The sequence below is a fragment of the Streptomyces sp. NBC_01635 genome (assembly GCF_045209715.1).
Classification (GTDB): Bacteria; Actinomycetota; Actinomycetes; order Streptomycetales; family Streptomycetaceae; genus Streptomyces; species Streptomyces hirsutus.
This window is the reverse complement of record NZ_CP109277.1, coordinates 8,586,930-8,603,033: the sequence shown is the minus strand read 5'-3', so window position 1 is coordinate 8,603,033 and position 16,104 is coordinate 8,586,930. Positions and strand designations below refer to the sequence as shown.

Genomic DNA, 16,104 nt, shown 5'->3' with positions numbered 1-16,104 from the left:
TGCTCACCCCGCCCAACGAGCAGCACCCGCCAAGGTCACGCATTCGGCAGACGAACCCCCATTCCCCCTTTCGGCAGGACAGCAGCCGCTCCCGGCCATGGCCGTGCCCCTCTGCGCTCACTCATCCACACCAGAACGCACTCGTGCTCAGCCAAACCCCAACAGCTCCCAACCCCTTCCACTGGTACAAGCACCGACTGGGCCCGGTCACCGTGGCCGCGACCGCACGGGGCGGCGCCGGCCGCACCGAGGAGGAGCAGGACGCCGTTTCGTCCCAGGTGCTCAAGGGGGTCGGTCTGGTGGTCGCCGAGGCCGCCCGGCGTGCCGCGGCCGGCGACGAGGACGGTTCCGGCACGAAGGACCGGACCGGTGACACGAAGGACGGGGCCGATGCGACCTCGGGCGCCCGCACCACCGGCGGTCCGGAGGGGGCACGATGAGTGAACCGCTGCGGCCCTCCGATCCTTCGCGCATCGCGGACTTCCGGCTGCTGCGGCGGCTGGGCACGGGCGGCATGGGCGTGGTGTACCTGGGGCGCACCGACTCCGGTCGGCTGGCCGCGGTCAAGGTGATCCGGACCGAGGGCACCACTGACGACGGCTTCCGGACCCGATTCGCGCGGGAGACGGAGCTGGCCCGGCGGGTGGAGAGCCCCTGGGTGGTGCCGATGCTCGGCGCGGACGCCGAGGCGGCCACCCCGTGACTGGCCACCCCGTTCGTTCCGGGACCGTCGCTCGCCGAGTCCGTCGCCGCTCACGGTCCCCTGCCCGTACGGAGCGCGCGGGCCCTGGGCGTCACGGCCGCGGCAGCCGGCACCTGGTGGCTGTGGCCCCGTGACACCCCGGCCCGGCCCGGGGCCTCCGCCCGGCCCCGGTACGCCGTCGGCCTGATCGGTCACCGTACCGACAGCGTCTTCACGTCGCACGAGCGCGGCGCGCGTCTCGCCGTCGACGCGCACAACCGGGACCCCCGGCGGGCCTTCGACCTCGCCCTGCGCACCGCCGACGACGGCGGAAGCGCCGAGGGCTCGGCCCGTGCCGCCGCCCGGCTGGCCGCCGGGCGGGACATGGCGGTGCTCATCGCCGCCGGGACGAACTCGCCGGTGCCCGAGACCGTGCCGGCCTGCACCCGCGCCCGGATCACCCTGCTGATCACCCGGGCCGACACCCATCGGCTCAGCAGTCTCAACACCACGACCTCGCTTCTGCTGCGCTCGACCGGCACCGTGGGTCCGGCCGCGGTCCTGCGGTACCTCAACCGGGTCGTGAAGCCCGCCAGAACGGTGATCGTGCACGATCTCACCGACGCCGAGGAGTCCGCCGAGACCGTGCGGATCGCCACCGTGTACGGGAAGGTCGACGGCGAGACCGCGGTGGAAGAGGTCGCGGCGGACGAGGGGTTCACCGACGTCTCCCGGCGCATCGCCGAACGCCCCGAGGACGCGGTCCTGTTCGCGGGTCTGCGTCCCGGGCGCGCCGCCTCGCTGGCCCGCGCCCTGCGGTCCACCCGTCATCGCGGCGCGCGCGTCACCGGAGAACACGTCCTGGGCGACCGGTTCCTCGCCGAGGCGGAGGGCTGGATGGTCAGCGCGGCCTGGACCGACGCCGACGCCGACCCCCTCACCAAGGCGTTCGCCGCCTCGTACCGCCGCCGTCACCGCCGCGCGCCCACCCCCTGGGCGGCCGAGGCGTACGACGCCGTCCGGTTCGCCGCCCACGGCCTGGCCTCCGCCGACGGCGAGGGCGAGGGCCGTCCCGCTCTGCGGGCCGAACTGCTGCGCCGTCCCTGGCAGGGCATCACCCGCAGAGTCGCCTTCGACCCCGGCGGCCACTTCTTCGAGGCGAACGACGACGCCGGCGCGTTCCTCTACCGCGTCACCGGCAGAACCGCCCGCTTCGTCGCCCGCTGGGACGACATCGGCAGGGAGGCCGGCGGGGAGGCCTGACGGTCCCCGCCGCCGTCGTCCTCCCCGCCGACCGCCCTCACCGGAGCCTCGAACGGGTGCGCTACATTTTGCTCGCCTTCGACCGCGATCACTCGATCCCTCACGCTACGGAGCCGGCAATCCCATGAGCGACATCGTCAACGGACTCGGCCGGGCCACCGCCTACGGCGCCCTCGGTCTGGTCCTGCTGGTGCTCGGCATCGTCCTGGTGGACCTGCTGACGCCAGGAAAGCTCGGCCGGCAGATCTGGGAGGAGCGCAACCGCAACGCCGCCCTGGTGCTCAGCTCCGCACTGCTCGGCATCGGCGGAATCGTCTTCACGTCCATCTGGACGACGTACGAGGACTTCGGCAAGGGGCTGGTGTCGACCGCCGCGTTCGGGCTGCTGGGGCTGGTCATGATGGCCGTGGCGTTCCTGGTGGTGGACCTCATCACGCCGGGCCGTCTGGGCAGCACCCTGGTCGACCCGCAGCCGCATCCCGCGGTCTGGGTGACGGCGTCCTGCAACCTCGCGGTGTCCGCGGTCGTTTCGGCGTCCATCGCCTGACACCGGGCACCTGACGGCTTCCCGTCCGAGCCCTGAGCGGGTGTCGGCGGCAAAAGCCCGCCGAGCACCGGCGAGGTCCGACGAGCCGTCAGCCCGACACGACGCGGAGGAGGGCCGTGCCGTCCTCCCCCGGCGCCATCTGGACGATTACGGTGCCCGGCCGGGCGCTGGGCGGACCGTCGTCGCCGATGCCGCCGCACGAGGTGCTGGAGCCGCCTGCGCGAAGCACGATGCGGCAGCTCTGGCCGCGGCCTTCGACACCGCCCGCGGACCGGCCGTTGCCGGACTTCACCTCGTACTCGATCCTGTCCGGGCCGACCTCGGACACGGACAGGGTCGTGCTGCCGGCCGGACCGTCGAACCGGATCGTCACCGGTCCGGCCACCGCGATCTCCCAGTCTCCGTCCGCGCAGGCGGACGGATCACGGCCGTCCGCGGCCGGCACCGACGGCTTCGCCGGGGCGGTGCCACCGGCGGGCCCGGACGACGGAGTCGACGAGGGCGCCGGGGGCGCGTCCGCTCCGGAGCGCGACGCGGAGGGGCGTACGTCGCCCGGGGCCCCCGTGCCCCCTTCGTCGGGGCCGCCGCAGCCGGCCAGGGCGACCGCGGCGAGCACCGTGATCACCCGGCCCGCGACCACACGTCGCCCGCGCGCCGTTCCTGCCCGGTGTGCCGTCGCCCTGCCGCTCATGGTGCTCCCGCGCTTCCCCACGACTCCGCGCACCCTGTGCCCGGTCTTCGACGGCTACTCTTCCCCCGCGCCGCGCCCTCCACTCCCCGCGGGCCCGCGGCGAGGTGCACGTCGTGCCCGGCTCAGGCGACGCGGACGGCCCGGACCGGGCGGGCGCGCTCCCGCACCGGGCGGAGCGGGGCGGCGAGGGCGCGGGCGGGCGGGGTGGCCCGGGTGGAGGAGGCACTGACCCGGTAGGTCGTCCGGTTCGCGTCCACGACGGGGTTCCCGAGCTCGATCTTCCCCGCTTCGTGCAGCGCGTCGCAGTCGCCGGTGGGCAGGGCCGCGTAGCAGCCGCCCTGGCCCGTGGTGGAATCGAGCGGCCGCCAGTAGCTGTACCGGCGCCGGCCGTTCGCGTACACCGTGACGAAGGTGGGGGTGCGCGGGTCGGAGATGATGCGCAGCGCGTCGGTGCCGGCGGTGCCGAGCGAGGCGCTCGACAGCGCGGGGGCCGCTCGGAGACCGGTGTTCATCCGCCCTGCGCGCGGACGGTCCTGTGTCTGGTTGACGGTGAACAGCATCGCTGGGGCCTTTCCGGAGCCGGGTCTCGAGACCGTGTACCCAGCGCGGCGCCGGTGTTGATCTCTTTCAGTGATCATTGTGCTCCTTGACGCTGACATTAACCCGTCAGCCACGATCGGATCGTCGAATTTCCTGTTCATACTTGGCTGTTCTTCGCCCTTCGTGGCCGCACTCCGCCTCTCCTGAACCTCTCCTGACGGCGCCTCACCCCTTGTAGGGCCCGGCGCCGGGTCCATAGGATCGCTGAAGAACGGATGTGAATCGTTTCAATCACCGGACACGGCGAACGGAGGACGCACATCATGGTCGAGGGATGGAAGCGCAGGGGGTTCCTGCAGGGAACGGTGGCCGCGGGAGCGGGTCTGGGCGCGTTCGGCGCCACCGCGCCGGCAACCGCCGCACCGGCGGCCGCGGCGCCGGGAGCCGCCCCGCGCTCCGGCGGACTGCGCGTCGTGCGCACCACCGTGGAGTACGCCGAGACGCTCATCGGAACCGACGTGGAACGGCCGCGCCTGTCGTGGGAGCTGGCGGCCCCGGGGCGGCACGCCCGCCAGAGCGCCTACCGGATCCAGGTGGTTCGCGACCGGGCCCGCTGGGACGGCCGAATGGTGTGGGACTCCGGCAGGGTCGTCTCGGACCGCAGCATCGGGGTCCCCTACGACGGCCCCGCGCTGCGGCCCCGCACCCGTTACTTCTGGCGGGTGCGGGTGTGGGACGCGCAGGGGCGCGCGGCACGCTGGAGCGAACCGCGCTGGTGGGAGACAACGTTGTCGCCGGACGAGTGGCGAGCCCGTTGGATCGGGGCCGGCACACCGCCGCAGCCGCCCTCGTTCGAGGGCGCCGACTGGATCTGGTCGCCGGGTGCCACCCCCTCCGGCGCGCCCGAGGGCCCGCGGTGGTTCAGGGGCCGGCTGACACTGCCCGCGGGGACGGAGGTGGAGCGCGCCACGGTGGTCGCCACCGCCGACGACGACTTCACCCTGTACCTCGGCGGTGAGCAGATCCTGCACGCCCCGCAGCAGACGGACGGCTGGCGCACCGGGAGAACCGCGGACGTCACCGGGCTCGTCCGTGCGGCAGCGACCGCCACGCCGGGCACGGGCGCCCGGGCCGGGGACGTCGTCCTGGCCGCGCTCGCCACCAACCGCGGCGGGGCTTCCGTCAATCCGGGCGGACTGCTGGTCCGGCTGCTCGTCGACACGGCGGACGGGCAGCGCCACGAACTGGCCACCGACGGCGGCTGGCGCACTTCCGAGGCCCTGCAACGGGGCTGGGAACAAACGGACTTCGACGACGGCGGCTGGGCGCCCGCGGTCGTCCTCGCACCCTACGGCCAAGGTCCCTGGGGCACGGGGCCGGCCGTGGCGGCGCCCGAATCGCCCGCGCCGCTGCTCCGCCGCCCCTTCACCGTCCGCAAGAAGATCTCCCGGGCGCGGCTGTACATCGTCGGACTCGCCTACTACGAGGCGGAGATCAACGGCCGCAAGGTCGGGCACCAGGTCCTCGACCCGGGGTTCACCGACTACGACCGGACCGTCCTGTACGCCGTGCACGACGTGACCGAGCTGCTGGAACGCGGTGAGAACGCCCTGGGGGTCGCCCTCGGGCGCGGCTTCTTCGGCATGACCACCCCCAATGTCTGGAACTGGCACCGGCCGCCCTGGCACGGGGAGCCCCGGCTCCTCGCACAATTGGAGGTCGACCATCCGGACGGCTCCCGCACGACCGTCGTCTCCGGTGACGACTGGCGGCTGACCGAGGGCCCGACGCGCTCCAACTCCCTCTACGCCGGTGAGACCTTCGACGCCCGGCTGGTCCCCGGCGGGTGGACCCGGCCGGGCTTCGACGACAGCGGCTGGCGCGCCGCCCGGATCCAGGAGGCACCGGCCGGACGGCTGCGCGCCCAGCCGCACGACCCGATCGAGATCGTCGACACCGTGCGTCCCGCCGGGATCGGCGAACTGCGCCCCGGGGTGTACGTGGCCGACATGGGCCGCACCATGGCGGGCTGGACCCGCCTGACCGTGCGGGGGGCAGCCGAGGGCGACGTGGTGAGCCTGACGTACGGCGAGAAGCTGAAGGAGGACGGCAGTGTGCACGCCGAGACGGGCCACGTCCCGGGCCGGTTCCAGACGGACGAGTACATCTGCGCGGGTGACGACGAGGAGGTCTGGGAGCCCTCGTTCTCCTACAAGGGCTTCCGCTATGTGCAGATCACCGGACTGCCCGCGCGGCCCTCGGCCGGCCAGGTGCTCGGACGGCTGGTGCACACCCCCGTCGAGGAGGTGAGCTCCTTCGCCTGCTCCGAGCCGTTCTACGAATGGCTGGACGGGGCCATGCGCCGGACCGTGCTCAACAATCTGCACGGCATCCCGACCGACACGCCCATGTACGAGAAGAACGGCTGGACCGGCGACGCACAGCTCGGGGCGCCCGTCATGGCCTACGCCTTCGGGGTGCACCGGTTCCTGTCCAAGTGGCTCGGCGACCTGGCGGACAGTCAGACCGGGGAGGGACAGCTGCCGGTGATCGTGCCGAGCGGCGGCTGGGGTTACGGCGATCTGGGACCCTCCCCCGAGTGGACCACCGTCTACCCGTTCGTGGTGCGCGAGATGTACCGCGTGTACGGCGACGAACGGGCCGCTCGCGAACACTGGGACACGCTGGTGCGCTATCTGGACTGGGAGCTGTCCCGACTGCGGGACGGTCTGGCCGTCACCGCGCTGGGCGATTATCTGCCGCCCGGATACGGTGGGAATCCGCCCGAGGACACCCGGCTCACCGCGACCGCCTATCTGTACCGCGCCCTGCTGCACACCGCGGAAGTGGGCGAGACGCTGGGCGAGGGAGGTACCGCGGCCCGCTACCGCGAGAGCGCCGGGAAGCTGCGGGACGCCTTCAACGCCGCCTTCCTCGGGCCCGAGGGGCATTACCGCACGGCGAAGGACCCCGGATACCGGCAGACGTCCAACGCCGTGCCCCTGGCCTTCGGAATGGTGCCGGCCGGGGCCCGCGCCACCGTCGTCGACAGCCTGGTGCGGGACGTCGAGGAGCGCGGCAACCACCTCAACACCGGGGCGCTCGGCACCAGCGTGCTGCTGCGCGTACTGTCCGCGCACGGCCGCCCGGACGTGGCCCACGCCGTCGCCACCCGACGCACGTATCCGAGCTGGGGATACTGGCACGCGCAGGGTGCCGACACCATGTGGGAGATGTGGCCGGCCGATTCCCGCTCCCGCGACCACTACTTCCAGGGCACGGTCGCCCAGTGGCTCTACGAGAACGTGGCGGGTCTGCGGCCGGGCGACGCGGGCTACGCCACCTTCGTGGTGCGGCCCGACGCGCGTACGGGGGTGGACTGGGCGCGCACCACGATACGGACGGTGCGCGGGCCGGCGGGGGTGTCCTGGTCCCGGATCGACGGCCGGCTGCGGCTGGTGGTGCGGGTCCCCGTGGGGGCGGCCGCCGAGGTGCACGTACCGGCGGACGAACGGTCCCGGGTCACGGTGCCGACGGGGGCCCGGTACCTCCGTACGGAGCCGGAGTTCGTGATCTTCCAGGTGCCGCACGGGAAGTGGGAGTTCACCGGCCGGGCGTAGCCTGAGACGGCTGCGCCCGGCCGTACAACCCCGGGCCCGTTCGGGACGTCTTCCTCAGTGAACCTCCCTGATCCTCCACGAACAGGAGGTATTCGGACGGTTCGACCTTCCGGGCCCTGCCGACTCGCACTCGTTCCAACGGGGGAACAGTCTTGACTTCCTCCCTCGCCTAAAGGCGGGGGATTCCGGCGGTCGCCCGCCGGGGTTCCTGCTTCATCGACGACTGCCCGCCCGGAGTGCTCCGTTGAGGTCTTACACCGTCTCCACAGGCTGCTGCCGCCAGTCCGGCGGCCAAAAGGTTCTTCGCGGCGTTCACGTCGCGGTCGTGGGTGATGCCGCACCGGCATGTCCAGGTGCGGACATGGAGCGGCATCTTGCTCTGCAGGGCTCCGCAGGCCGAGCACAGCCTGGAGGAGGGGAAGAAGCGGTCGACCGCGATCACCTCCCGGCCGTACCACTGCGCCTTGTACTCCAGCATCGAGCGGAACTGGGTCCATGCGGCATCGGAGACGGCGCGGGCCAGCCTCCGGTTTTTGACCATGTTGCGCACGGTCAGGTCCTCGATCACGAGCGTTTGGTTCTCACGCACGAGACGAGTCGACAGTTTGTGCAGGTGGTCCCGCCTGCGGTCGGTGATCCGGGCATGGATGCGGGCGACCTTGAGGCGGGCCTTGGCCCGGTTGCCGGAGCCCTTCTCCTTGCGGGCGAGTGCCTTCTGGGCCTTGGCCAGACGGGCACGGTCCTTGCGTTCATGCCTCGGGTTGGTGATCTTCTCGCCGGTCGACAGGGTCAGCAAAGAAGTAAGGCCCACGTCGATCCCGACCGCCGTGTCCACAGGGGGCAGGGTTTTCACCGTCGGGTCCTCGACGAGCATCGACACGAACCAGCGCCCGGCCGCGTCCTGCGAGACCGTCACCGTGGACGGCTTCACCCCCTCGGGAAGCGGGCGCGACCACACGATGTCCAGCGGCTCGGTCATCTTGGCCAGGGTGAGCCGGCCGTCGCAAAACCGGAAGCCGGAGGTGGTGTATTCGGCGGACGCCCGGGACTTCTTCCGGCTCTTGAAGTGGGGGTACCTGGCCCGCTTGGCGAAGAAGTTCGCGAACGCCGTCTGCAAGTGCCGCAGGCACTGCTGGAGCGGGACCGAGGACACCTCGTTGAGGAAGGCCAGTTCCTCGGTCTTCTTCCAGGCCGTCAGCATCGCCGAGGTGGCGTTGTAGTTGACCCGCTCCTGCCGTGTCCACGCCTCGGTGCGGGCCTGGAGGGCGAGGTTGTAGACCTTTCGCACGCAGCCGAACGTGCGCGACAGCTCCGCTGCCTGCGCATCGGTCGGATGGAAGCGGTACTTGTACGCCCGCTTCACGTGAGTGGCCACAGTTCACAAACTAGTGGGTTTGTTTGTGAGGATCAAACCCGCCGGTCAGGGCACGGTCTTTCGCCCTGGCGGCGAAACCCCGCCTCCCGCCGGCCCTCGGGGAGTATCCGAACGGAAATTAGCGGTAGCCGCTGACCCGGATCATGGTCCGGTCGGGATGAGGGCGCTGACCCGGTTCTCGTACTCGCGGCGGGCCTTACGCAGGGCCGGAACCGCGGGGGCGCCCTGGACGCCGTCGAGCGGCTGGCAGCGGGCGAGGAGCTGGCGGTGCACGGCGGGGACGGCGCTGACACGCAGGGTGTAGCCCTGGCCGCGGCGTACGGTCACCCCTTGGTCGAGCGCGGCCCGCTCGGCGGGCTCCAGGTCGCCGGCGCGGAGGAAGTCGGCGACCTTGCCCGGCATGTCGAGGACGACCGGCAACTCTGGGGCCGGGGTGCCGGGGTCGGCGGCCGTGTAGTCGGGCAGGAGGTCCGCGACGGCCGTGCGGATCGCGCCGCGGCTGACGCCATATTCGCGGGCGAGGGCGGCGATGGAGCGACGCTCCAGGTACGCGGCGCGCACGTCTGCGGTCTTGTCGGCCGCCACGGCGGGGCGGCGTCCGCCCTTGCTGCCCTTGGCCTCGGCGGCGCGCAGTCCGTCGTAGGTCAGCTCGCGCTGGAGGTCGCGTTGGAGTTCGCCGGCGGCGGCGAGGGTCTGCACCATGAACTTCACGGTGGACAGCAGCTCGCCGGTGCGTGGGTGGCGGGCGGTGAGGTCCATCGCGGAGAACGCGCCGTCGTGGATGCGCAGCGCCACCTGGTCGCGGTGGAGGACGTCGAGCACGTCGAGGATGTGGCCGGTGCCGCGGACGAGGCGGAACATCTCGGAGATGTGCACGGTGTCGCCCGGCCGCGCGTAGGTGAGCAGTTCGCGGAACTTCGGCCGCTGGAGCGGGTGGAGGCGGCTGGAGGTTCCCGGGGCCTCCTCGAAGACGACCGGGTCCTCGATCCCGGCCTCGTGAAGGACGAGGTTCTGCCGGGCGGTGGACTGCTGGTCGGTCGAGACCCGCTTGTAGACCAGGTTCGCCACTCGGGGGCCCCTTCCGCACGGAGGAATGGACCCTATCTGTCATCAAACCCTGTCAGCAATCACCATCGGATCTGATTGGATTCGCGCCGCCTCGAACCCCCGGATTGCACGGGTTCATTGGACGCGTCGGCCTCCTGTCGTCAAACGATGGCGAGCTCAAGCGGTCAGCGCATCACCGCTGTTCAGGAGGTCAGCGTAGACCTCTGCCGGAGTGCGATAGTCATGGGTCTTGCGCGGACGATGGTTGAGTTCATGGGCGATGGCGTCCAGCTCGGCCTGGCTGAACGTGCGGAGGTCCGCGCCCTTGGGAAGGTACTGCCGAAGCAGTCGGTTGGTGTTCTCGTTGGTGCCGCGCTGCCACGGGCTCCGCGGCTTGCAGAGGTATACCGGCATCCCGGTCTTGACGGTGATGGCCTGGTGCTCGGCCATTTCCCGGCCCCGGTCCCAGGTGAGCGTCCGCCGCAGTTGGGGCGGGATTCCGAGCAGACTCCTGGTGAGGTGCGGAGTGACCTGCTCAGCCTTGATGCCGTCCGGCAGCGCGACGATGGCCGTGTAGCGGCTGGTGCGCTCGACGAGTGTGGCGACCGCCGAGGGCCGGGTGCCCATCACGAGATCGCCCTCCCAATGGCCGGGCACCTTGCGGTCCTCGAGCTCGGCGGGGCGGGCAGTGATGGACACCATGCCGCGGATGACGGCCCGCCCGGTGGGCCGACGGGCGATCTTCGGGCGGCGCATGGGCCTGGCTGACCGCAGTCGCTGGGTGAGGCTGCGGTCGATCGCCTGGCGCCGACGAGGGTCGTAGAGCGAGAGGTAGATCGCTTCGTGCGAGATCTGCATGGAGGCGTCACCGGGGAACTGGCGTCGCAGCCATCCTGCGATCTGCTCGGGGGACCAGCACAAGGCCAGCTTGGCCTCCACCAGCGCCCTTAGAGCGGGCCGTTGGGCGAGCTTGGCCTGCTTGGGCCGGCGCCCACGCGCGTAGGCGGACGCATCGGCGGCCGCAGCGCGGTAGCGGTGCCGGCCGCCGTTGCGGGCGATCTCGCGGGAGACGGTCGAAGGCGATCTGCCCAGCCGCTGGGCCAACTGCCGGGCTGACTCACCGGCAGCGATGCCGCGGGATATCTCTTCGCGCTCGCCGCCGGCCAGGTGCCGCTCTGATCGCTGTTGCGGGGTGAGCCGGACGCCGCCGTTTTGGTACAGGAACTGGCGGACGTGGTGCATTGGCGCCCCGAGGGCCCGCCCGATCAAGCTGAACGACTGCCCCTCGCGCCAGCGTCTCCAGATCTCATCCTGCTGAGCTGGCGAAAACCCGTAGTCACGCACCTGTGCCTCCACGATCACATGATCATTCGTGGGCGGTGCGTTGATCACTTGAGGGTGCCATCCTTTGCCGACAGGGGCGGCGACTGATCGGGAGCAGTCAGTCACGTGGCTGAAAGATGTTGAGCAAGCAGTCCCAGGGTGGAGGTCGTCCGGGATCATGAAGCATGCTTCCGGATGACTGGCACCTCACCCAAGACGTTGACGACTTTCTCGCCCGAGCCGGCGACTTCCTGCGCTCGCTCCCTGCCCTGCACAACACGCCGCTGACGGACATCGAGAAACTGCGGATACGCAGGCCGGACGCACACGGCCCCGTCACCGCCGTCTTCGGCCGACTGGAGTCCGGAGGCGAGATCCACGCGGTCTTCTATCTCACTTCGCGCGGCCGCCTGGGCCTCACCCCCCTCTCTGTCGAGCAGACCGATGCCCTCGCCGCCCACCTGGCCGTCCTTGGCCACTCGCCCGCCAACGTCATCGCGGACCACGACACCGCCACCGCATACGCCGACTCCTGGCAGCGGCACACGGGCGCGGTGCCAGCACTCTTCTGGCGGACCCATCTCTACCGTCTCGGCACACTCACCCCGCCGCAGCCGCGCCCCAAGGGCCGGGGCCGTCTCACGGGCGGGACAGACCGCGAACACGTCGCGCGCTGGTGCCGTGAGTTCTGCGTCGACGTCGGGGAGCAGTCCTCCATCGACTTGATCGACGCCGGTTCCTGGGACCACTCGCGTTTCGGCGACCGGCACTTCACCTTCTGGGAGACCCCGGACGGCACCCCCGTCTCGATGGCGGCCGCGACATCGGTCATCGGCGGCATGGTCCGGATCGACCCCGTCTACACCCCCGCCCACCTCCGCGGCCGCGGCTACGCCGGGGCCGTCACGGTCGAGGCGAGCCGTGCCGCGCTGGCCGCGGGGGCGACGGACGTCGTCCTGTTCACGGACCCGGGCAACCCCACCAGCAATGCCCTCTACCAGCGCATTGGGTATGTCCACGTCGCCGACTTCGCCGGGTACAAGTTCTCCTAAAGCGCATCACACGCCGGGTAATGGCGTGATCGACGCAAACGCACCTGCCACGTACCAGCTGTGACCGCCGCGAAGCAGCTGACCAAAGCAGTGGCGGGCACTCTGATCAGCCTTCTGGGCAGTGGCGCTCAGTCCTGCTCGCCGTCGTCCTCAGCATCGGTGTGTGGGTTACGCAGCTGCCGCAGGCCCGGCGCGGCCGGCCGGGTGAAGGCGTAGCGGCCGAGGAAGTTGATGTGGTCGTACTGGAGTGGGGAGAGCCGGGCGAGCAGTTCGTCGGTGACGGGGAAGCCGTCGGCGGCCAGCTGTTTGACGGCGGCGTCGATGTAGAGGCTGTTGAACAGGACTACGCAGTTGAGGGCCAGTCCGAGGGCGCCGAGCTGGTCCTCCATGCCCTCGCGGTAATGCTGGCGTAGTTCGCCGCGCTGCCCGAAGAAGATCTTCCGGGCGAGGCGGTGGCGGGCCTCGGTGACGTTGAGCTGGGCGCCGATCATGCGCCGGTATCCCTCGTCGGAGACGAACTGGAGAAGGTGCAGGGTCTTGAAAATCCGTCCGTAGTGGGTGAACGCGTCACCCAATCCGGTCGGTTTGCCGTCGCGGGAGAGCATGCGGATCAGGTCGTGTCCGCGGACCTCGCCCAGGGTTAGAGAGCCTGCCACGCGGAGCATGTCGCCCCAGTGTGCGCGTATCCGGTCCAGGCGGATGGTGTGGTTCGAGACCGGCTGGAGCGGCCCGTAGTCGGCCGTGGTGTTCGTCCGCCACAGCCGGGCGTCGGAGATGTCGGCGATCCTCGGTGAGAATTGGTAGCCGCAGATCGCGAACAGGCCGAAGACGATGTCGGAGTACGACGCGGTGTCGGTGATGACGGTCTCCGGTTTCGGGCCGCCGTCGCGGGCGTGGATGGCGTCCAGGATGAACAGCGAGTCGCGCAGCGTGCCCGGCACGACCACCCCGCCCAGCCCCATCACCTGGTCGTTTACCACGTTCAGCCAGGTGGCGCCCTTGTGCCGCAGCCCGAAATACCGGGGGTTCGAACTCGCGTACAGGGTCTGCACGGGCACGGTGAAGCGGACCCCGTCGGCGGAGGCGACCAGGCCGCCGCCCCACGCCCTCACGATGTCGATCTTTGCCTGGGCCTCGATGAACAGGCCGTTCGCCACCGAGATGTTCTCCGCCCGGAAGTAGCCCTGAGCGACTTGGACCAGACGGCCCCGGCTGAGCGCCGGGACGTCCGGCTTGATGACCGAGGTGAACCCGACGTTGCACGCTTCCGTCAGCAGGACGGCGCACAAACTGGTGGTGAAGCCTTCCATGTGTGAGTCGGCGCCGGAGATGTGCGTGAAGGCGTCCGCCATCCCGGTCAGCTCGGCGACCTCCAGCAGCAGCTCGGGGAAGTCGACCTTCGGCAGCATGCCGTTGACCAGCTGCCTGAACGGCGGCATGAGCTTGGGATCCTCCGCCTTGCCGAGCTTGCCCAGCTTCAGCTTCCCGCCCACTACCTCCAGCGCCGTGTTTCCGGGCAGTCCGGCGGCGACCTGGACGTACGCGGCGTGCAGAGCGGAGGCGAGTTCGGCGAGGTGTCCGGCCGGTTCGCTCTCCAGACCGAGCGCGGTGAGCACCTTCGGCTCGGCGGCCGTCCACTTCTCCCCGGCCAGCAGCTTGGCGCGGGGGTCGCCCCAGCGGTCGCCGTCCTTGGCGAACACGTCCCGTCGGCGCAGGGAGCGGTGCAGGTGCTCCAGGACGCAGAACGAGTACGCGGCCTTGTCGACCAGGCCGTGCGGCACGTTGGGGTTGGCGAACACCAGCCGCCGCCACGAGCCCGTCACCAGATCGGAGGCGACCTCTTCGGCGCCGACCTTCTTGCGGCCGATCAGATTCGGGAGCCGCTTGAGGGCCTGAACGACGGGGGTGCCGGCTTCGACGGCGCCGAAGTCGATGACCTCGACCAGAAGGCGGATGAAGCCACGCACGGTGCCGTAGCGGGCGACCAGCTCGGCCCGCCATTCCGCGTCGTCGTCGCCGTCGATGTCCGGGACCACCGAGGCGATGGTGGCGAGCGCCTCGGCCAGTTGCTCGCGCGGCACGACCTGCTCGATTGCGGACCACGCGTCGACCACGGAGACGAGTTCGCCGGTGTCGGTCGCGGGCGGCGTCGTCATCAGCACGTCGACCGCTGCGGCGACCTTCTTCGCGGCCTTGCGCAACTGGGGCAGGGCCTTGAGCTTGGCGTCGTTGCCCATCCGCTCGGCCTTCGCCAGCAGCTTGGTGGCCATCAGTGCATGCAGCAGATCGAGCGCGTCATCCACCGTCGCGGTCTCCAGGTGCCGCACGGTCGCCAGCAGCGTCGCGGTCTGCCGCGTGACCTCCAGCCGCTTCAGCGTCGGCGCCTTCGAGGTCAGCCCGTACCGGGCCAGCCCGGTCATCCGCGCGGCCGGCACCCGTCCGGCATCCACCACGCCGGCCCCCAGGCCCCACACCTCGCGGGCGCGGTCCAGGGCCAGTTCCATGGCCCTGCCAGACACCCGCATCGGGCCCAGCCGCAGCCGCTCCAGCTCCGACACCCGCTTCTTCTCCGGCACCTCCAGCAGCCGGACCATCTCGGTCCGCAGTTCGTGCGGCACTACCTCGTACAGCGCGGCGTGCAGCCGGTCGTTCTCCTCCTGACGGAGCGCGGCCACCATCCGGGCCAGCGACGTCACACCCGGCAGCAGCACCCGGTTGTTCACCAGCCACACCACCGCCCGGTCGAACAGCGCCCGCGGCCCCTCCAGCGACGACCACACCCGCGCCGCCAGAAACTCCCGCAGCTCCGCCTCCCCAGCCGCGAAGTCCCGGTAGCCATAGGTGTCACGGATCTCCCACGCGTGTTCGTACACCGTCTGCGCGCGCGTCCCGTACTCGGCGAAATGCTTGTCGTCGAGACCGAGCTGCTCGGCGACGAACCGCACCACGGAGGCCGGCACCGCCGTGGGGTCCTCGGTCAGGAAAGTGCCGAGCATCCGCACCGTGCCCCACTGCACCGCCCACCCCAGCCTCGTAGCCGAACGGCGCTTCGCCCGAGCGAGCTCCAGGGCCCTGGTGTCCAGGCGGAAGAACTGTTCCAGCTCCCCGGGTGAGGGTTCCGTGGCGAACCGGCCGTAGCGGGCCTCTTGCTCAGCAGATAGGTATTCAACAGGCATGACCAGGAACGTAGAGCCCGCTGACCAGGCAAAACGGGCACGTCACCGAACCGGAATCAAGATCGCTCCGCTACCGCTAATTTCCGTTCGGATACTCCCCGAGGGCCCCGCCCTGCTCCGCAGGGGTTCCGCTTCCTCCCCCGCCTGAAGGCGGGGGTATCCACGAAAGGAATCAGATGAATCACAAGAGCCCGATGCGTTCTCGCACCCGTCGCGGCGCCGCCGCGGCGCTCACCGTCCTGACGGCGGCGACGGCCCTCGGCGCAGTCGGCGCCGGGGCGTCGAACGCGGGCGCCGCCGCGCCGCAACAGCGACAGATCGCGTCGTCCGTCCTCGGCACCGACCACCGGATCACGCTGACCGCGCTCCGCTCGGCCGAGGACGGGTACGCCGCGTCCGTGCGCCTGCAGGTGTACACGCGGTCCGACGGCGCCTGGAAGGAGTCGGACCGCGTGACCGTCGGCGACGTGGACGGCTGGTTCTGGTATCCGCTCACCGGTACGGGCGCCGTCTGCCGGTTCTCGACAGCGAGCACGGAGCCCGCACCCCTCACGGTCAGCCTGCTGGTCACTCCGTCCATCGGCTGCTCCGACCCGGTCCACTACGTGGTGAAGGAGGGCAGGGTGTACGCCGGCTGAGCTCCAAGAACGCCGCTCCCGCCCGCCCGTCGCCGGCCTCGCAGGGGCGGGCGGACGGGCGGACGGGCGGACGGGCGGTTCGCACGGGACACATGGTGCACGACACGTGCTGTGTCCGGTTAGCCACCCCTCGTAGGAGGGAAGTGATCA

Annotated in this window: 12 protein-coding genes and 1 pseudogene; 7 read left to right on the top strand and 6 right to left on the bottom strand. The window is 70.9% G+C overall.

Annotated features, from left to right (window positions below; translation table 11 throughout):
• Window positions 1-143 precede the first annotated feature (143 nt).
• The 4 genes and pseudogenes from OHB56_RS39235 to OHB56_RS39220 all read left to right on the top strand — a co-directional run bounded on the left by OHB56_RS39235 (window position 144) and on the right by OHB56_RS39220 (window position 2,492).
• Window positions 144-440, top strand: a complete 297-nt coding sequence (locus tag OHB56_RS39235) for a hypothetical protein (RefSeq protein WP_326751002.1) — start codon at window positions 144-146, stop codon at window positions 438-440.
• Window positions 437-811: pseudogene (locus tag OHB56_RS39230) on the top strand (protein kinase domain-containing protein); the annotation flags it as partial. The gene OHB56_RS39235 and the pseudogene OHB56_RS39230, both read left to right, overlap by 4 nt.
• Window positions 788-1,945 (top strand): ABC transporter substrate-binding protein, encoded by a 1,158-nt coding sequence (locus tag OHB56_RS39225; protein ID WP_406359307.1) that lies wholly within the window; start codon window positions 788-790, stop codon window positions 1,943-1,945. The pseudogene OHB56_RS39230 and the gene OHB56_RS39225, both read left to right, overlap by 24 nt.
• A gap of 124 nt (window positions 1,946-2,069) precedes the next feature.
• Window positions 2,070-2,492, top strand: coding sequence for a DUF350 domain-containing protein (locus OHB56_RS39220; RefSeq protein ID WP_055595833.1), 423 nt, complete (start codon window positions 2,070-2,072; stop codon window positions 2,490-2,492).
• Window positions 2,493-2,580: 88 nt separating this feature from the next.
• On the opposite strand, the gene OHB56_RS39215 is transcribed toward OHB56_RS39220, so the two are convergent.
• Together OHB56_RS39215 and OHB56_RS39210 are read right to left on the bottom strand one after the other, a co-directional pair.
• Complete coding sequence (locus tag OHB56_RS39215) at window positions 2,581-3,183, bottom strand: hypothetical protein (protein WP_406358672.1); 603 nt, start codon at window positions 3,181-3,183, stop codon at window positions 2,581-2,583.
• Between the two features lie 122 nt (window positions 3,184-3,305).
• Entirely contained in the window at window positions 3,306-3,743 is a 438-nt protein-coding gene (locus OHB56_RS39210; RefSeq protein WP_326751005.1) for a hypothetical protein, read from the bottom strand.
• Window positions 3,744-4,046: 303 nt separating this feature from the next.
• On the opposite strand from OHB56_RS39210, the gene OHB56_RS39205 reads away from it, so the two are divergent.
• A complete protein-coding gene (locus OHB56_RS39205) occupies window positions 4,047-7,343 on the top strand; it encodes a family 78 glycoside hydrolase catalytic domain (RefSeq protein ID WP_406358670.1) in 3,297 nt (1,098 codons plus the stop codon).
• 169 nt (window positions 7,344-7,512) lie between these two features.
• On the opposite strand, the gene OHB56_RS39200 is transcribed toward OHB56_RS39205, so the two are convergent.
• From OHB56_RS39200 to OHB56_RS39190, 3 genes are all read right to left on the bottom strand, one after another.
• A complete protein-coding gene (locus tag OHB56_RS39200) occupies window positions 7,513-8,718 on the bottom strand; it encodes an RNA-guided endonuclease InsQ/TnpB family protein (RefSeq protein ID WP_406358668.1) in 1,206 nt (401 codons plus the stop codon).
• Between the two features lie 141 nt (window positions 8,719-8,859).
• Window positions 8,860-9,786, bottom strand: a complete 927-nt coding sequence (locus OHB56_RS39195; protein WP_406358667.1) for a recombinase family protein — start codon at window positions 9,784-9,786, stop codon at window positions 8,860-8,862.
• A gap of 156 nt (window positions 9,787-9,942) precedes the next feature.
• Window positions 9,943-11,007, bottom strand: coding sequence for an IS30 family transposase (locus tag OHB56_RS39190; protein WP_406358665.1), 1,065 nt, complete (start codon window positions 11,005-11,007; stop codon window positions 9,943-9,945).
• Window positions 11,008-11,273: 266 nt separating this feature from the next.
• Between OHB56_RS39190 and OHB56_RS39185 the strand changes: the two genes are divergently transcribed.
• The gene (locus OHB56_RS39185; protein ID WP_406358663.1) at window positions 11,274-12,140 is read left to right on the top strand and encodes a GNAT family N-acetyltransferase; all 867 of its coding nucleotides are present in this window, start codon (window positions 11,274-11,276) and stop codon (window positions 12,138-12,140) included.
• A gap of 128 nt (window positions 12,141-12,268) precedes the next feature.
• On the opposite strand, the gene OHB56_RS39180 is transcribed toward OHB56_RS39185, so the two are convergent.
• A complete protein-coding gene (locus OHB56_RS39180; protein WP_406358662.1) occupies window positions 12,269-15,316 on the bottom strand; it encodes a Tn3 family transposase in 3,048 nt (1,015 codons plus the stop codon).
• 176 nt (window positions 15,317-15,492) lie between these two features.
• Here OHB56_RS39180 and OHB56_RS39175 point away from each other — a divergent pair, with 176 nt between their 5' ends.
• Window positions 15,493-15,954, top strand: coding sequence for a hypothetical protein (locus OHB56_RS39175; protein ID WP_406358660.1), 462 nt, complete (start codon window positions 15,493-15,495; stop codon window positions 15,952-15,954).
• Window positions 15,955-16,104: the final 150 nt, after the last annotated feature.

What these genes read in the sequence shown, in the direction of transcription:
- OHB56_RS39215 (WP_406358672.1), bottom strand. Translation starts at nt 3,183, where the DNA reads ATGAGCGGCAGGGCGACGGCACACCGGGCAGGAACGGCGCGCGGGCGA.
- OHB56_RS39180 (WP_406358662.1), bottom strand. Translation starts at nt 15,316, where the DNA reads ATGCCTGTTGAATACCTATCTGCTGAGCAAGAGGCCCGCTACGGCCGG.
- OHB56_RS39210 (WP_326751005.1), bottom strand. Translation starts at nt 3,743, where the DNA reads ATGCTGTTCACCGTCAACCAGACACAGGACCGTCCGCGCGCAGGGCGG.
- OHB56_RS39205 (WP_406358670.1), top strand. Translation starts at nt 4,047, where the DNA reads ATGGTCGAGGGATGGAAGCGCAGGGGGTTCCTGCAGGGAACGGTGGCC.
- OHB56_RS39185 (WP_406358663.1), top strand. Translation starts at nt 11,274, where the DNA reads ATGCTTCCGGATGACTGGCACCTCACCCAAGACGTTGACGACTTTCTC.
- OHB56_RS39220 (WP_055595833.1), top strand. Translation starts at nt 2,070, where the DNA reads ATGAGCGACATCGTCAACGGACTCGGCCGGGCCACCGCCTACGGCGCC.
- OHB56_RS39190 (WP_406358665.1), bottom strand. Translation starts at nt 11,007, where the DNA reads ATGCACCACGTCCGCCAGTTCCTGTACCAAAACGGCGGCGTCCGGCTC.
- OHB56_RS39175 (WP_406358660.1), top strand. Translation starts at nt 15,493, where the DNA reads ATGAATCACAAGAGCCCGATGCGTTCTCGCACCCGTCGCGGCGCCGCC.